This window comes from Streptomyces sp. NPDC058464 (assembly GCF_042721035.1).
GTDB lineage: Bacteria > Actinomycetota > Actinomycetes > Streptomycetales > Streptomycetaceae > Streptomyces.
In genome coordinates this window covers 79,885-95,693 of sequence record NZ_JBHXMA010000009.1, presented here as the reverse complement: position 1 = coordinate 95,693, position 15,809 = coordinate 79,885, and the positions used below count along the sequence as shown (strand labels likewise).

General features: G+C 73.3%; 13 protein-coding genes. 8 read left to right on the top strand and 5 right to left on the bottom strand.

Features of this window, described 5'->3' with window-relative positions:
• Positions 1-12: 12 nt before the first annotated feature.
• Positions 13-1,287 carry a cytochrome P450 gene (locus ACFWPQ_RS14725; RefSeq protein ID WP_384033445.1) on the top strand — a complete coding sequence of 425 codons (1,275 nt, stop codon included), beginning with the start codon at positions 13-15 and terminating at the stop codon, positions 1,285-1,287.
• Positions 1,288-1,343: 56 nt separating this feature from the next.
• On the opposite strand, the gene ACFWPQ_RS14720 is transcribed toward ACFWPQ_RS14725, so the two are convergent.
• The 3 genes from ACFWPQ_RS14720 to ACFWPQ_RS14710 form a co-directional block, all read right to left on the bottom strand.
• Positions 1,344-1,835 (bottom strand): hypothetical protein, encoded by a 492-nt coding sequence (locus ACFWPQ_RS14720; RefSeq protein WP_384033442.1) that lies wholly within the window; start codon positions 1,833-1,835, stop codon positions 1,344-1,346.
• Positions 1,832-2,431, bottom strand: a complete 600-nt coding sequence (locus ACFWPQ_RS14715; protein WP_384033439.1) for an RNA polymerase sigma factor — start codon at positions 2,429-2,431, stop codon at positions 1,832-1,834. The genes ACFWPQ_RS14720 and ACFWPQ_RS14715 overlap by 4 nt, the downstream gene beginning before the upstream one ends.
• Before the next feature lie 83 nt (positions 2,432-2,514).
• Entirely contained in the window at positions 2,515-3,957 is a 1,443-nt protein-coding gene (locus ACFWPQ_RS14710; protein WP_384033436.1) for a S8/S53 family peptidase, read from the bottom strand.
• Positions 3,958-4,106: 149 nt separating this feature from the next.
• Between ACFWPQ_RS14710 and ACFWPQ_RS14705 the strand changes: the two genes are divergently transcribed.
• Positions 4,107-6,674, top strand: a complete 2,568-nt coding sequence (locus ACFWPQ_RS14705) for a CHAT domain-containing protein (RefSeq protein WP_384033795.1) — start codon at positions 4,107-4,109, stop codon at positions 6,672-6,674.
• A gap of 117 nt (positions 6,675-6,791) precedes the next feature.
• On the opposite strand, the gene ACFWPQ_RS14700 is transcribed toward ACFWPQ_RS14705, so the two are convergent.
• Positions 6,792-8,528 carry a LuxR C-terminal-related transcriptional regulator gene (locus ACFWPQ_RS14700; protein ID WP_384033433.1) on the bottom strand — a complete coding sequence of 579 codons (1,737 nt, stop codon included), beginning with the start codon at positions 8,526-8,528 and terminating at the stop codon, positions 6,792-6,794.
• A gap of 94 nt (positions 8,529-8,622) precedes the next feature.
• Here ACFWPQ_RS14700 and ACFWPQ_RS14695 point away from each other — a divergent pair, with 94 nt between their 5' ends.
• The gene (locus tag ACFWPQ_RS14695) at positions 8,623-9,702 is read left to right on the top strand and encodes a hypothetical protein (RefSeq protein ID WP_384033430.1); all 1,080 of its coding nucleotides are present in this window, start codon (positions 8,623-8,625) and stop codon (positions 9,700-9,702) included.
• A 194-nt stretch (positions 9,703-9,896) separates the two neighbouring features.
• Here ACFWPQ_RS14695 and ACFWPQ_RS14690 read toward each other — a convergent pair whose 3' ends face one another.
• The gene (locus ACFWPQ_RS14690; protein WP_384033427.1) at positions 9,897-10,745 is read right to left on the bottom strand and encodes a sulfurtransferase; all 849 of its coding nucleotides are present in this window, start codon (positions 10,743-10,745) and stop codon (positions 9,897-9,899) included.
• A gap of 403 nt (positions 10,746-11,148) precedes the next feature.
• On the opposite strand from ACFWPQ_RS14690, the gene ACFWPQ_RS14685 reads away from it, so the two are divergent.
• The 5 genes from ACFWPQ_RS14685 (at position 11,149) to ACFWPQ_RS14665 (ending at position 15,807) form a co-directional block, all read left to right on the top strand.
• Positions 11,149-12,069 (top strand): ABC transporter substrate-binding protein, encoded by a 921-nt coding sequence (locus ACFWPQ_RS14685; RefSeq protein WP_384033424.1) that lies wholly within the window; start codon positions 11,149-11,151, stop codon positions 12,067-12,069.
• 117 nt (positions 12,070-12,186) lie between these two features.
• Entirely contained in the window at positions 12,187-13,224 is a 1,038-nt protein-coding gene (locus ACFWPQ_RS14680) for an ABC transporter substrate-binding protein (protein WP_384033422.1), read from the top strand.
• Complete coding sequence (locus tag ACFWPQ_RS14675; RefSeq protein ID WP_384033419.1) at positions 13,221-13,982, top strand: ABC transporter permease; 762 nt, start codon at positions 13,221-13,223, stop codon at positions 13,980-13,982. Before ACFWPQ_RS14680 ends, ACFWPQ_RS14675 begins: the two co-directional genes overlap by 4 nt.
• Positions 13,979-14,740, top strand: a complete 762-nt coding sequence (locus ACFWPQ_RS14670) for an ABC transporter ATP-binding protein (RefSeq protein WP_384033416.1) — start codon at positions 13,979-13,981, stop codon at positions 14,738-14,740. Before ACFWPQ_RS14675 ends, ACFWPQ_RS14670 begins: the two co-directional genes overlap by 4 nt.
• Complete coding sequence (locus ACFWPQ_RS14665) at positions 14,737-15,807, top strand: phosphotransferase enzyme family protein (protein WP_384033414.1); 1,071 nt, start codon at positions 14,737-14,739, stop codon at positions 15,805-15,807. Before ACFWPQ_RS14670 ends, ACFWPQ_RS14665 begins: the two co-directional genes overlap by 4 nt.
• Positions 15,808-15,809: the final 2 nt, after the last annotated feature.

The following is a 15,809-nucleotide window of genomic DNA, read 5'->3' as shown; positions in this document are numbered from 1 at the left end:
GACCGTGGAGACATGACCACGGAGATGACCGCGCCCAGCACCGCGGAGACGACCGCGCCCGCGACGACGGAGCCGCTCCCGCCCGTCTGCGAGGCCGCGCCGCCGGTGCGGGACTGGCCCGCGCTCGAACTGGAGGGCACGGACTTCGACCCGGTTCTCGCCGCCCTGATGACGGAAGGGCCGGTGACCCGGATCCGGCTGCCGTACGGCGAGGGCTGGGCGTGGCTCGCGACCCGGTACGAGGACGTCAGGACCGTCACCAACGACCCGCGGTTCAGCCGCGCCGAGGTCACCCGGCGCCAGGTGACCCGGCTGGCCCCGCACTTCAGGCCCAGGCCGGGCTCACTGGCCTGGGCGGACCAGCCCGACCACAACCGGCTGCGCAAGCCGCTCGCCGGTGCCTTCACGGTGGGCGCGATGAAGCGGCTGCGGCCCCGGGCGCAGGAGATCCTCGACGAACTGGTCGACGGGGTCGTACGGGACGGGCCGCCCGCCGATCTGGTCGAGCGGGTGCTTGAGCCGTTCCCGATCACCGTGGTCAGCGAGGTGATGGGGGTGCCGGAGGCGGACCGGGAGCGGGTGCACGCCTGGACCCGGCAGATCATCTCCACCGCGGGCGGGGTCGAGGCCGCCGAGACGGCCAAGCAGGGGCTGTACGGGTGGATCACCGAGGCGGTACGCGCGCGGGCCGACAGTCCGGGAGACGACGTGTACTCGCTGCTCGGGGTCGCGGTGGCCCGCGGCGAGATCGGCGAGGAGGAGGCCGTCGGGCTGGCCGGACCGCTGCAGATCGGCGGCGAGGCGGTCACCCACAACTGCGGGCAGATGCTGTTCCTGATGCTGACGCGGCCGGAGCTGATGGCGCGGATGCGGGAACGCCCGGCGGAGCGCGGGCCGGTCCTGGACGAGTTGCTGCGCTGGATCCCGCACCGCAGCACGGTCGGGCTCGCCCGGATCGCCCTGGAGGACGTCGAACTGGGCGACGGCAGCCGGATCGCGGCCGGCGATCCGGTGTACGTCTCCTACCTGGCCGCCAACCGCGACCCGGCCGTCTTCCCCGACCCGGACCGCATCGACCCGGACCGCGAACCCCACGCGCACCTCGCCTTCGGCCACGGTGCGCACTACTGCACGGGCGCGGTCCTGGCCCGGCTGCAGACCGAACTGCTGGTCGACACCCTCCTCGACCGACTGCCGGGGCTGCGGCTCGCGGTGCCGGCCGAGGGGGTGGAGTGGCGCCGCAAGACGATGATCAGGGGGCCGCGGACGCTGCCGGCCGCCTGGTGACCTTTCGGTCGCCCGACGGGGCGGCGGCCGGGCGATATGTGACATAGCACCCTGCCTCAGGCCCGCAACCACTCCGTGACGATCACGTCCCCGCCCCTCCGCAGCCGCAACGCGAACGGCCCGGCGGGTGGGGTGTCGCTGGCGAAGCGGCCCATGTCGTCGACGGTGAGCGGGCGGGCCGCCGCGGGACCGTCGAGCACCTCGATCCGCGCGGACTGCGGGGGCAGCAGCTGGCCGAGCAGCCCGTCGTCGGTGACCTCGACGTCCACGGTCAGCTCGCCCGCCCGGAAGGTCAGCATCCGGGGCGGGTCCTCGACGCCTCTGACCGGGATGGCGTCGACCAGGGAGTCGAAGGTCAGCTCGGCGACCCGGGCCTCCAGGTCGTGCAGCACGTAGGCGTCCATGGCCAGTTGGAGCAGTTCGGCCGGGAGCGGGTCGAGGACGGCGGCCGCGCTCCGCAGCTCCTCCTCCAGGAGGTCCGCGTCGAACTCGGCATCGAACTCGGCGTCGTCGAAACCCTCGTCGGCCGGGAAGTCGTCGTCGCTCACGCCGCACCCCTCGCGTCGAGCCGGGCTCGCAGCCGGCGCAGACAGCGCTGGCGCAGCGGGCCGATGCTGCCCACGGCGATGCCCAGCGCGACGGACACCTCGACATAGCTGGGCGGCGGCGAGGCCATCAGGACCCGCAGCAACTGCCTGCAGCGGTCGCCGAGTTCCTCGAACTCCTGCCAGACGAGGCGGATCCGCTCCGCCTCGTCCGCCTCGTCCTCCGCGTCGATCAGGGACTGTTCGGGCGTACGGTCGTCGCTGACCCGGTCCAGGACCTGGGGATCGTCGGTCGGCAGCAGCCGGGTCAGTCCCCGGATCACCTTCAGGCACTCGTTGCGCGCGGTGCTGGCCAGCCAGGAACCCGCCTTGTCGGGCTCCCGGATCCGGCCCAGGTGCTGGGCGAACCGGAACCACACGGTCTGGTACACCTCGTGCCCGTCGGCGTCGGAGAGCCGGTGCGCGCGCACCACGGACCACACCAGTGGGCTCAGCCCTTCCACGAGCGCCTTCCAGGCCGCCGCGTCACCGTCGACGGCGGACTGGACCAACGCGCCGACCTCTGCTCGGTCCACGGCCCCACCCCTCGTGTACGGCAAGTCATGGTACGCCGTGGAGGGGAGTGTTCCGGAACCCGGGCGGGATCCCGGGCCGGATGCCGGGCCGGAACTCACACCGGAGCTCAGGCCGTCGTAGCCAGCCTGACGACCGGTACCGGCTGCCAGCTCGCCGGGCGGAGCACCGGTACGGCGGCACCGCGTACCTCGGCGTACTCCTCGATGCCCGCCAGGAGTTGGGTGCGTGCCGTGCGCGCGTCCGGCTCCTTGTGCGTGGTCATCCGGTCGGCGACGAGGCCGGCGGCGATGGGGGTGGCGAACGATGTTCCGCTCCACTGTGCGAACCCTTCGAACATCACTTGGTCCGGTTTGCCGGGGCCGGTCGTCCCGGTGCTGGTCAACACGCCGGTGTGGCGCGGGTACTGGCAGGTGCAGGCGTAGGTGAAGCCGAACCGGCAGGCGTCGTAGGTGGTGTGCTGGTACACGTACGGCACGGGTGCGTCGAACCCGGCCATGGCGCCGATGAGTTGCTCGCCGGGGGCGTAGACCTTGACCCAGCTGCCGTGGTTGGTGAAACAGGCGCCGTACTCGCCGTCGCTGCGCAGCGCGCCGACCGAGAGGACCGTGTCCTCGTAGCCGGACAGGTCGGCGCAGGCGGCGGGCCAGAAGTTGGTGGCGCTGCCGTTGTTGCCGGCGGCGGCGACGAGCAGGGTGGACTGGTCGCGCAGGGCGTCCATGAAGGCCTCGACGGCGAGCAGTCCGTCGGCGCTGCCGTTCGAGGTGCCGGCGGAGAGGCTGATGATGTCGGGCCAGCCGTGCTGGTCGACCGCCTCGAACAGCTTGGCGCCGAACTCGGACTCCAGGATGGCGCCCGCGTCGTTGAGGGTGTTGGTGACGGTGATGTCCGTGTTCGGGGCGAGGGCGGCGATGAGACCGGCGATGAACGTGCCGTGGCCGACGTACTGCTGGAGGATGCCGTCGGCGTCGGTCTCGGTGACCTGCAGGTCGCCCTGGACGCGGTCGAGGAGCGGGTAGGAGCGGTAGTCGTGCACCAGACCGGTGTCCATCACCAGCACGCTGACCGCGGTGTCCGGGTCGTGACTCCCGGCCACGGGCTGCGGGTTGGGGATCTGGGTGAGCAGGGCGGGGAGCGGTTCGCAGGGGTTGCAGGAGTTGGCGTTCCCCGTGGTGGACACGATGTGGTTGCGGCTGACCAGGCGGCGGCCGGCGCGGCCCTCGGCCTCTCGGAGGGCGCGCAGGGCGTGGCCGACGGCGCGGTCGCCGGTGCGGTCGCCGTGGTTCGGGTCGCCGACCTGGATGCGGGTGACCCCGGTGCGGTTGGTCTCCGGTGCCGCCCTGCGCACCTGGTCGGCGATCAGGCCGGTGGTGGCGGTGAAGTGGGCGCGCACGGTGTCCTCGACGACCCGTGCCTCCTCGCCGTCGCGGGCGAGGACGACCCCCTTCTCGTACAGGAACTCGGCGGCGTCGTCCGGCCCCATCGCCAGCGGAACGTCCGGCATGGAACGCTGGATCTGTTCGAACTGCTCATGGAATCGCTGAGGTGCCATGGCCTGTCCTCCCCCGGTAACGGCGTTCTTCAGTCAGAGTCACGGGCCCGCCGCCTGATACAGCGCCAAACCTGTGGGGCATGTATGCCCAGGCCACTACCATCCGAGGGGTGACTGCGCGAAGCGATTCGGTTACGGAACTCCTGCCGATGGTGTTCGCCGCCCCCGGCGAGGCCCTGGCGCGTGCGGAACAGGTCCTTCGGTCCGATCCGACGCCACTGGACGCGTCCGTCGCCCACCAGGTCATCGGCATCTGGCAGCGGGACTTCGGGGACCTCGCCCTGGCCCTCGACCATCTGCGGCGCGCCCGGGACTTCGCTGCCCGGGCGGACTCGGCGGACCGGGAGGCGGACGTCCTCGCCGCCCTCGGAGTCGCCCTGGTGCACGCGGGGCGCACCCGGCAGGGACTGGCCGCGCTGGACCGCGGGGTGGCCCGGGGCAACGGGCACACCCGGGCCCGGGTGCTGTACCGGCGCGCGTTCGCCTCCTGGGTGCTGGGCCGGCACAAGGAGGCCCTGGAGGACCTGCGGCGGGCCATACCGGTGCTGCGCCAGGCCGACGACGTCATCTGGACCGCGCGGGCGCTGAGCGTGCGGGCGACCGTGCATCTGGCGATGGGCGCGGTGGAGCGGGCGGACGCGGACTTCACGGCGGCGGAGCGGCTCTGGGAGACGACGGGCCAGGAGCACGACAAGGCGGTCGCCGTGGAGAACCGGGGCCTGGCCGCGTACCGGTCCGGCGACATCCCGGCGGCGCTGCGGCTGCTGGCCGAGGCCAAGGAGCGGTACGACGAGCTGGGCACCCCGCCGTTCATGCTGTACATCGCGCGCTGCGACGTGCTGATGGCGGCCGGTCTTGCCCCGGAGGCGCTGGCCGAGGCGGACGGGGCGATCGCCGCCCTGGACCGGATCGGCGGGCAGTCCACCCGCAAGGCCGAACTGCTGCTGACCGCCGCCCGCTCCGCGCTGTCGACCGGGGACGCGCAGACCGCGATCGCCCGGGCCGCCGTCGCCGTCCGGCTGTTCTCGGGGCAGCGGCGGAGCTGGTGGGAGACGCATGCGCGGCTGGTGCTGATCGAGGCGCGGGTGGCGGGCGGGGCCGCGTCCGGGCGGCTGGTGCAGGACGCGGCGGCGGTCGCCGAGCAGCTGGCGTCCTTCGGCGCGCCGGCCGCGCCGGAGGCCTCGCTGCTCGCCGGGCGGATCGCGCTGGCGCTGGGCTGGACGGCGGACGCGGAGCGGCATCTCGCGGTGGCCGCGCGCAGCCGGAACGCCGGTCCGCCGCTGACCCGGATGACCGGCTGGGCCGCGCAGGCGCTGCGGGCCCGTGCGGCCGGCTCGGGCCGGGGTGTCCTGGAGGCGTGCCGGCGCGGCCTCGACGTCCTGGACGACCACCGGATGACGCTGGGCGCCTCGGAGCTGCGGGCCCGGGCCACCGCGCAGGGCGCCGAACTGGCCGCGCTGGCCCAGCAGGCGAGCCTCGCGCACGGCGGGCCGCGCCGCCTGCTGGAGTGGAGCGAGCGCTGGCGGGCCACGGTGCTGTCCACTCCCCCGACCCGGCCGCCCGCGGACCCGGCCCTGCTCGCCTCGCTCACCGCGTTCCGGGAGATCGCCTCGCGCGCGGAGGAGGCCCGTCGGGAGGGAGGCCGTCCGGTGCTCGCTCTGGAACGTGAACAGCGGCGCCTGGAACGGGAGATCCGCTCCCGGACCCATCACACCCGGGGGGACGCGCCCGGCGAAGGCGACCGCTTCGACCCGGCCCGGCTCCTGGACCGGCTCGGTGACGCCCGGCTGGTCGAACTCGCCGTCGTGGACGGCCGGGTGCACATCCTGCTGTGCGGACAGGGCCGGGTACGGCGCTTCGCGGGCGGCCTGCTGGCCGAGGCGGTCGCCGAGGCGGAGCACGTCCAGGCGGGGCTGCGACGGCTCGCACACCCGGGGGCGGAGGCGCGGCTGCCGGTGGTGGAGGCCGCCGGGAAGCGGCTGGAGGAGCTGCTCCTTGGCGCGGCGGCGGACCAGCTCGGCTCCGGCCCTGTGGTGATCGTCCCGCCGGGCGCGCTGCACCGGGTGCCCTGGGCGCTGCTCCCCTCGCTCCGGGAGCGGGTGCTCAGCGTGTCACCGTCGGCGGGGAGCTGGCTGCGGGCCCGGGAGACCGAGCCGCCGCCGGGCGGCCGCCATGTGCTGGTCCGGGGGCCCGGGCTGGCGACCGAGGGCGCGGAGGTGCCCGAAGTGGCGGGCCGCTACGCGACGGCACGGATCCTGGAGCACGACGACGCCCAGGTCCCGCGTGTCCTGGCCGAGTTGGACGGGGCCGCGCTCGCCCACATCGCCGCGCACGGCACGTTCCGCGCGGACAGCCCGCTGTTCTCCGCGCTGCGGATGGCCGACGGCCCGCTGATCGTGCACGACTTCGAACGCCTTGCCCGCAGCCCCTACCGGATCATCCTCTCCAGCTGTGACACGGCCCGCCTCGCCTCGGTCGGTGCCGATGAACTCCTCGGCCTGGTCACGGCGTTGCTGCCGCTGGGCACGGCCGGGGTGGTGGCGAGCAGCGCACCCGTCAACGACGCGGCCGTGGTCCCGCTGATGCTGGCCCTGCACAAGGGGCTGGGCGCCGGCCTGTCACTGGCGGAGGCCCTGCGCGACGCCCGGGCCGCCCTGCCGGGCGACGCCCTCCACCAGGCCACGGGCTGGGCGTTCGCGGCGTTCGGGGCGGCCTGAGCGCCCCAGAGGGGCGCTGGGGGTCCCCCCGGCCGAAGGCTGGGGGAGGAACTGCGCGACAAGCCACGACGGCGCCGCGGACGACCGACGACATGACGCGGCCTTCCAGCGGAGCGCTTACGCCGACTGCCGGTCCGGCCGTTCCACCAGCCACGGCAGGGCCGCGCGGTCGCTCGCGCCGAGGCGGGTGTAGGCGCTGTAGAGGTGGTTGCCCACCGTCCGTACGGACAGGGTCAGTCGCTCGGCGATCTGCCGGTTGCTGAGGCCCGAGGCGGCGAGGGTGACGATCTGGCGCTGGCGGGCGGTGAGTTCGCCGAGGACCAGCCCGGCCAGGGCCGGGGTGCGGGCGCCCTGGCAGCGGCGGGCGAGGGCGACCGCGCGGGTGCGGGCCGTCCGGGCGGCACGCGGGTCGCGGTGGACGCGGACGGCCTGGGCGTGGGCCTCCGCCGCGAACAGCAGCAGACCGCGCTCCGCCAGCGCCGTGGCCGCCCGGTCGAGGGCGGGTCCGTCGCCGCGGGCGAGGGCCTCGGCGTGCCGCGCGAGCACGCCGTACAGCCGCCCCGCGGCCTGCACCGCCTCCTCGGGCTCCCCGAGCCGTACGGTGCCGTAGTGCGCGAGACCCCCGTCCCCGCGCACTACGGCGCCTTCCCCCGACTCGGCAGCGGCACGGGCGAGTTCGGTACGGCAGGAGGCGTCGCCCGGCGCCGTCCGCAGTCCCTCCCTCGCCCACGCCGCCGCCTCTCGCAGCTCCCCCCGAAGCCACGAGTACCGGGCACGCACGGCCGCGTACCCGGCTGGTACGGGCAGGCCTCCCGACGCCAGCCACTCCCCCACCGGGGCCGGCACCTCCCGTACGTCCAACTGCTCGATGCGATCTTCCAGTTGCTCCTGTTCGTCCTTCAGGGCGGGCTCGCACTGGCCGGGGGTGCGGGACAGCCGCCGGGCCCGCAGCCGGCCCGTAGAGGCGCGCAGCGCGGGGCCGTGCAGGGGGTGGGCGAGGCGGACCGCGCCCCGTTCGTCGACGTGGATCAGGCCCTCGGTCTCCAGCCGTTCGAGAACGGCCAGGTCGAGTCCGTCGTCGAGGAGGAGCGGCAACGGCTCGGCGAAGGCGAGGCGTTCGAGGGTGTCGTGCTCTCCCGGGCCCCGCCGGTCCAGCAGGGGTGCGATGCGGTCCCGTACGGTCGCGGTGAGCGGCAGCGGGCCACGCCAGGCCCACTCGCCGGTGTCCGGGACCCGGGTCAGCGAGCCGGACTCGCGCAGCGCGCCGAGCAGGTCGCGCAGCAGCCGCAGATCGCCTTGGCAGAGCCGGTGCAGCCGGCGCACGGTGAGCGGGTCCAGGCCGCCCCCGTCGAGCAGCGTGGCGGTCTCGTCGTACGGCAGGGGTTCCAGGGCGAGGTGGGTGAGGAGTTCCCCGGTCCAGAGCCGGGAGACGGCGCCGGGCAGGGCTGCCGGGGTGGCGGCGGCCACCACGAGCCGGGTGCGGCCGTGCACGGCGAGCTGGTGGACGAGGGCGGCCGAGGCCTCGTCGAGGAGGTGGGCGTCGTCGACTACCAGGAGCCGTACCCCGGACAGGTGCCGGACCGCACCGGGCAGCGAGACGTGGTCGGAGAGCAGGTGCGCGAACGCCGCGAACGGGAGGGCGCTGGTCTCGGGGGTGCCGGTGACCCGGACGCCATCGGTGCCCCGGACGGCCTCGGTGATCAGCCGGGTCTTGCCGATGCCGGCCGGGCCGGTCACCACGACACCCTGCCGTCCTGCCACCGACGACCGCCTGACCAGCTCCAGTTCGTCCTCCCGGCCGGTGAACGGCCAGGGCAGTTCGAGGGTTCGCGCATCCCGTTCGTAAGTCGTCACGTGAGTATGAGTCGCGATACTCAGCTCTGATACAGGGGGACTTGAGTAGCTTCCGACTCAGGCGTCCGGCCGGGTCGAACGGCAGTCTGGGCGCATGACCCGACGCTACTGCTCGCTTCCGCAGCAGTCGGCCCCGGCGTTCGCGCCGGGACTGGCCGCCGAGCGGCTCGGCGCGCTCGTCGGCGGGCGGCGGATGTGGGTCAACGGCACTGCTCTGCACTACTACTTCTTCGACGCCGACACCGACGTCTCGGTGATCCCGGTCCCGGGGACCGGGGAGACCCGCCGGGTGCCGTGGGCCGGTGCCAAGGAGCAGCGGGACGTGGTGCGCGAGTGCTTCCGGGAGTGGCAGGACCTCGGCATCGGGGTGATGTTCGCCGAGGTCTTCGACCGGCGCGAGGCGGAGCTGCGGATCGGCTTCCAGCTAGGGGACGGATCCTGGTCTGCGGTGGGCCGGGACGCGCTCTCGATGGGCGCCAACGACCGCACGATGAACCTGGGCTGGGACCTGACCGAGGCGGGCGGGCGCTGGACGGCCCTGCACGGGATCGGGCACGCGCTCGGCATGCAGCACGAGCACCAGAGCCCGTTCGCGGGCGTCCACTGGGACGACGAGGCGGTCTACGCCGACCTCGCCGGACCGCCGAACCACTGGAGCCGGGACCGGACGCACTTCAACATCCTGCGCAAGCTCGACGCCGCCGAGGCCAACGGCTCGGTGTGGGACCCGCAGTCCGTGATGCAGTTCCCCTTCGGTCCCGGGCTGGTCCTGGAGCCGGAGCACTACCACAGCGGCCTCTACCCGCCGGGGTCGCTGTCCCCGGCCGACAAGGAGTTCGTGCTCCGCTGGTACCCGCCCGCGGATCCGCCGGCCGTGCTGGTGCCGTTCCGCTCGGCACCGCTCAGCCTGGGTCCTGGCGGGCAGGCCGACTTCGCCGTGGAGCCGCCGGAGACCCGCGTCTACAGCGTGGGCACCTTCGGGGAGAGCGACTCCGTCGTCGTGGTCTTCGAGGAGCGCGACGGGGAACCGCGCTACCTCGCCGGCCACGACGACGGGGGCACCCCGCACAACACCAGGATCAGGGTCCGGCTCGTCAAGGGCCGCCGCTACTTCGTCCGCGTCCGTCTCCACTCCACATGGGGGTCGGGGGAGACAGCTGTCATGTGCTGGTGACACCGGCACACGACCGCGACGCGGAGGTCGGACCACTGTCCGGCGCCGGGGGAAGCGGTCGCGGCACGTAACCTTCGGGGGAGGGATACGTGCCGCGACCAAACCGGAAACGCTGCGCATACCCACCTGGGGGCGCGGGGAACTGCGCGACCAGCCCCCACGCACCCGCACCCGGCAGCGCACCGCCCCACCCGCTAGCCGCCCAACTCCAGCGGCCGCGAGGGGTCCTTGGACCACTCCTCAAGCGAACCGTCGTACACCGACACGTCCTCACGGCCCAGCAGCGTGAGCGCAAGCGCCGCCCCCGCCGCCGAAATCCCCCCGCCGCAGTAGAGGACGACGGGCGAAGCGTCACCCAACTCCCTCACCTTCTCATCGAGTTCGGCAGGCGGCAGCCCCCGCCCCGGCAGGCTGACGCTCCCCGGAATATGCCCCCGCCGGCTGTACCGCGTCGGCACCGACCCGGCGAACCCCCCGGAGGGCAGCGCACAGACGAGCACCCCCGGCCGCTCCCCCCTGCTGATCGCCGCCACCTCCTCGATGTCCGACCAGAGCCCGGGCCGCGGCACCGGCGTCACCGGCACGGCGGCGGGCTCGGGGACTCGGTCCCCCTCGGCCACCGGTCGCCCCGCCGCCTCCCACGCCGCCAGGCCGCCGTCCAGCACCGCGGCCGGCACCGAGATCGCCCGCAGCATCCACCACACCCGGGCGGCCCAGATCCCGCCCCCGGTGTCGTAGACGACGACCTCGCTGCCCTCCCCCACACCGAGCCGGGCCAGTGCGGCGGCGAGCTTGTCCGGCGCCGGGACGGCGAAGTGGTACGGCGCCTCGGGGTCGGAGAGATCACCGGTGAGGTCGGCGTGGCGGGAGCCGGGGACGTGGCGCTCGGCCCAGCCGGCGCGGCCGGAGGCGGAGCGGTGGTCGCCGTCGTGGCGGGGCGAGGGCAGCAGCGCGGTGGCGTCGAGGACGGCCAGTCGGGGGTCGTCCAGGTGGGTCGCGAGCCAGGTCTCGTCGACCAGGGGGCCGGGCAGCAGGGTGGTCATGGCGGGCGATCGTACGCCCGCGACCTGGACGTCTCACCCATCGGGCATACACATCCCACATCGCGGACGCGGCTTGCACAGCAGGCGGGAGCTGCGGTTATGGTTTCGGCCATCTACGCGGGAGCCCCTCCCCGACCGGGCTGAGAGGGCGTCTGGGATCCGTGTGCCGCAGCGGCGGACACGGTCCCCATGGGGACGCCGACCGCACCAGCAGCGCCATGCGCCCCGCGTAGGAGTTCACGTGTCCACAGCAGTCGAGCCGCGGCCCCCGGTGTTCCACCACGCTGCCCGCTCCTGTTGTTGTCGCGCGTGCTGCCGCCGGTCCTGCTGACCGCCGCCTCCCTCACCTCCGTCACCCCGCTCATCCCCGCGCGCCCCCGCGCGCCGCTTTCGGAGTACTCCCATGCCACACATCCGGGTCATGCTCGACTATTTCCATCCATGGCCGAATTCTGCCGGTCTGTACGTGGCCCGTGCCCGCGACGGGTACGCGGCCGCGGGACTGGACGTCGAGCTGGTGGTGCAGGACCCGGGGCGCGGGGACACGCTGGAGTACCTGGCCCGGGGCGAGGTGGACTTCGGGATCTTCCCGCCGAACCGGCTGCTCGCCCGCCGGGCGGCCCTCGGCCAGCCGCTGGTGGCCGTCGCCGCGGTCAACCACCGTGGTCTGGAGGCGATCCAGACCACGACCTCGACCGGCATCACCCGCCCCCGCGATCTCGCGGGCCGGCGTCTCGCCTACAACCCGACCCCGCGCGGGCGGGCCCTGGTCCGCCATCTGGTGGCGGCGGACGGCGGCGACCCGGACGCGGTGATCACCGTCGACGCGGGCTCCCGCGAGCTCACGGTGGACGACATCGAGGCCGGCGAGGCGGACGCCACCTTCGGCAACTACTGGTCCTGGGACGCCCTGCGCGGCGACCTGCCCGAGCACAGCCGGCTGACCTGGCCGGTCGACGAGATAGGCGCGCCCCGCTACCACAGCTATCTGCTGGGCACGAGCGAGCGGCTGCTCGACGAACAGCCCTCCCTGGTACGGGACTTCCTGGCCGTGACGGCCCGCGGATACGCCACCGCCGCCGACGAGCCCGACGCCACGCTGGAGATGCTGGAGCGGGTCATCCCGTACTTCCCGCGTCCGCTCATCGCCCGCTCCCTCGCCCTGATCGCGCCCACGTGGACGGACCCGCAGGGCCGTTGGGGCGTGATCGACGAGGGCCGGATGGGCCCCTACGCGCACTGGCTCGCCGAGAACGGCGCCATCGCCCACGACCACGACTGGGACCGGTCGTTCACCAACAGCCTGCTGGACGTGACCGCATGACCCTGCTCACCCGGCGGCTCGCCGTCGACTTCAAGCGGACGGACAGCGCGCTGTGTCGGGCCTGACCGCCCCGCACCGCCGCCCGACTCCCCTCCCCCGTACGAAGGACCCTCCACCATGCTCCGCCGCACCGCGCTGCCGGCCCTCGCCGCCCTGGCACTCCTCGCCGTCACCACCGCCTGCTCGGCCGACGCCGACTCCACGGCGGCCGCCGAGGACGGCACCACCACCGTCACCCTGGCCCTGGACTGGACCCCCAACACCAACCACACCGGCATCTACGTCGCCCAGGCCAAGGGCTGGTTCAAGGAGGCCGGGATCGACCTGAAGATCGTGCCCTACGGCTCGACCGCGCCCGAGACGCTGATAGCGAGCCACAAGGCCGACTTCGGCATCTCCTACCAGGAGGGCGTCACCACGGCCCGCGCGGCCGGCCAGGACATCACCTCCGTCTACGCCGTCACACAGAAGACGGACGTGACCGTCTCGGTGCGCGCCGACCGCACCGACATCACCTCGCCCAAGGACCTGGACGGCAAGACGTACGCCGGGTTCGGCGCCCCCTACGAGAAGCCGCTGCTCCAGAAGGTCATCAAGAACGCTGGCGGCACGGGCGACTTCAAGCAGGTCACCCTCAACACCTCGGCGTACGCGGCGCTGTACGCCGGCAAGGCGGACTTCGCGATGCCGATGCCGACCTGGGAGGGCCTGGAGGCGAAGCTCAGCGGGAAGCCGCTGAAGGACTTCCAGCTCTCCGACTACGGCTTCCCGGCGATCTACTCCACGCTGATCGCGTCCTCCGACCAGTTCCTGAAGAAGAACCCGGCGGTGGCGAAGAAGTTCCTGGCAGCCGTCGACAAGGGCTACCGCTACGCGGCCGGGAACCCCGACCAGGCTGCCGACCTGCTCATCGCCGCCAACAAGAGCGTGCTCACCAACACCAAGCTGGTGAAGGAGAGTTCGCAGCTGCTGGCCAAGGAGTACTACAAGGGCGCCGACGGCTCGATCGGCACCCAGAGCGCCGCCCGCTGGAAGGCCTTCGCCGACTTCGAGTACGACGCCGGGCTGCTCGTCGACGCGAACGGCAAGAAGCTCACGAAGGCGCCGGACACCTCGGCCTTCTTCACCAACGCCTACCTCCCGGACACCAAGTGAGGTCCGTACTGCGGTCGTTGTGGCCGCCCCTGCTGGTGCTCGCCGTGGTCGTCGGCGGCTGGCAGCTGTACGTGACGGCGGCCGGGGTCGACCCGACCACCCTGCCCTCCCCCGCCCGCGTGGCGGAGCAGGGCTGGGCGAACCGCCAGGACCTGTGGGACCAGACGCTGCCCACGCTCCAGGAGACGCTGCTCGGCTTCGCGCTGTCGTTCGCGGCGGCCTGGCTGGTGGCTGTGGTGCTGGACTTCTCCGCCGCCGCCCGCCGGGGCCTCTACCCGCTCCTCGTCGCCTCGCAGACGATCCCGATCGTGGCCGTGGCGCCCCTGCTGATCATCTGGTTCGGGTTCGGGCTGCTGCCCAAGATGCTGGTGGTGACGCTGACGACGTTCTTCCCGCTGGCCGCCAACCTGGCCGCAGGGTTCGCGGCGACCGACCGGGAGGCCATGCGGCTGCTGCGCTCGCTCGGCGCCGGACGGTGGCGGGCGTTCCGGCTGGTGCGGGTACCGAGCGCGATGCCGTACTTCTTCGCGGGGCTGCGGGTGAGCATCACCTACGCCGTGGTCGGCGCGGTGTTCGCCGAGTACGCGGGCGCCGAGTCGGGGCTCGGGATCTACATGCAGGCCCAGAAGAGCGCGTTCCGGACCGACCTGGTGTTCGCGGCAGTGGCGGTGACCGCCGTGCTCAGCATCGCCCTGTTCGGGGCGACCTGTCTGCTGCAGCGGCTGGTGCTGCCCTGGGAACGGAAGGCCGGGAAATGAGCAGTCTGCGCATCGCGGGTGTGGGTAAGTCCTTCGGCTCGCTGGAGGTCCTGCGGGACCTCGAACTCACCGTGGAACAGGGCGAGTTCGCCGCCGTCATCGGTCCCAGCGGCAGCGGCAAGAGCACCCTGTTCAACCTGGTGTCCGGGCTCGACCGGCCGACCTCCGGGCAGGTGCTGGTGGAGGGCGAGCCGGCCGGGGTGGCGTCCGGCAAGGTCGCCTACATGCCGCAGAAGGACCTGCTGTTCCCCTGGCGGACGGTCCTCGACAACACCGCACTGGGCCTGGAGGCACAGGGTATGCGGAAGAAGGCGGCACGGGCGCGGGCCGACGCGCTGTTCGCCGACTTCGGCCTCGACGGCTTCCAGAAGGCGTACCCCGCCCAGCTCAGCGGAGGCATGCGGCAGCGGGCCGCGCTGCTGCGCACGGTGGTCCTGGAGCGGCCGGTGCTGCTGCTCGACGAGCCGTTCGGCGCGCTGGACTCGCTGACCCGCACCGAGATGCAGCTGTGGCTGGCCGGCATGTGGCAGCGGCACCGCTGGACGGTCGTCCTGGTCACCCATGACATCCGGGAGGCGGTGCTGCTCGCCGACACCGTCCACGTCCTGTCCCCGCGCCCGGCCACGGTGGTGGACCGAGTCGAGGTCCCGCTGCCCCGGCCGCGCGGCGCCGACGACTTCACGGCACCGGAGTTCGCGGCGACGGAACGCCGGATCCTGGATGCCCTGCGCGGCACAACGGCGGTGCGGACGCCATGAGTTCGCATCTCGCTCACGGCCTGGGCACCGAGCCGGTCGAACCGGACTGGCCACCGCTGACCGACGCCGAGGCAACTGCCGTGACCGGTCCGGCCCGGGTGGTGTGGCGCAGTCCGCGTCCGCTGTCGGCGGCGGCCGTCGTGGAACGGGACGGACGGCGGCTGTTCGTGAAACGGCACCATGTCTCCGTGCGCACCCCGCGGGGTCTGGCGGAGGAGCACGCGTTTCTCCGTCACCTGCGGGAGCGTGGGGCACCCGTGGTGGAGGTGCTGGACCTGGTGGAGCGCGGCGAGTGGACGTACGAGGTCCACTCGACAGGGACCGGCACCGATCTGTACCGGGACGCGCTGTCCTGGTCGCCGTTCCTCGGTACGGCCCATGCCCGGGCGGCCGGCGAGGCGCTGGCCCGGCTGCACCTGGCGGCCGAGGGCTTCGCCGCACCGCGCCGCTCGCCACAGCCCCTGGTCGCCTCCTTCACGGTGTTCGCGGCCCCTGACCCATGGGCCGCGCTGAACACGTACCTGTCCGAACGTCCGCGACTGGCACGGGCGTTGGCGGACTGCCCCTGGCGCGAGGACACCCACCGCGTGCTGCTCCCGCTCCATGAGCGGCTGGCCCCGCACCTCACGGGTCTCACCCCCCTGTGGACCCACAACGACTGGCACGCCTCCAACCTCCTCTGGGACGAGGACGGCCGGGTCGCCACGGTCCTGGACTTCGGCATGAGCGACCGCACCACCGCCGTGCACGACCTGGCCACCGCCCTGGAACGCAACACCGTGCAGTGGCTCCACCCCGACCGTCCGGTCCAGGAGAAGCACGCGATCGAGCTGCTCCACGGATATCAGTCGGTACGCCCGCTCACCGCCGCCGAATCGGCTGCCCTGCCCGCCCTTCTCCCCCTGGTCCACGCCGAGTTCGCCCTGTCCGAGCTGGACTACTTCCACGGCGTCACCCGGTCACGGGAGAACGCCCGGCTGGCCTACGAGTACTACGTCGGCCACGCGGAGTGGTTCTCGGGACGGGCGGGCCACCGGCTGCTGGAGCTGGTGGCCGCGCAGGTGTGAGC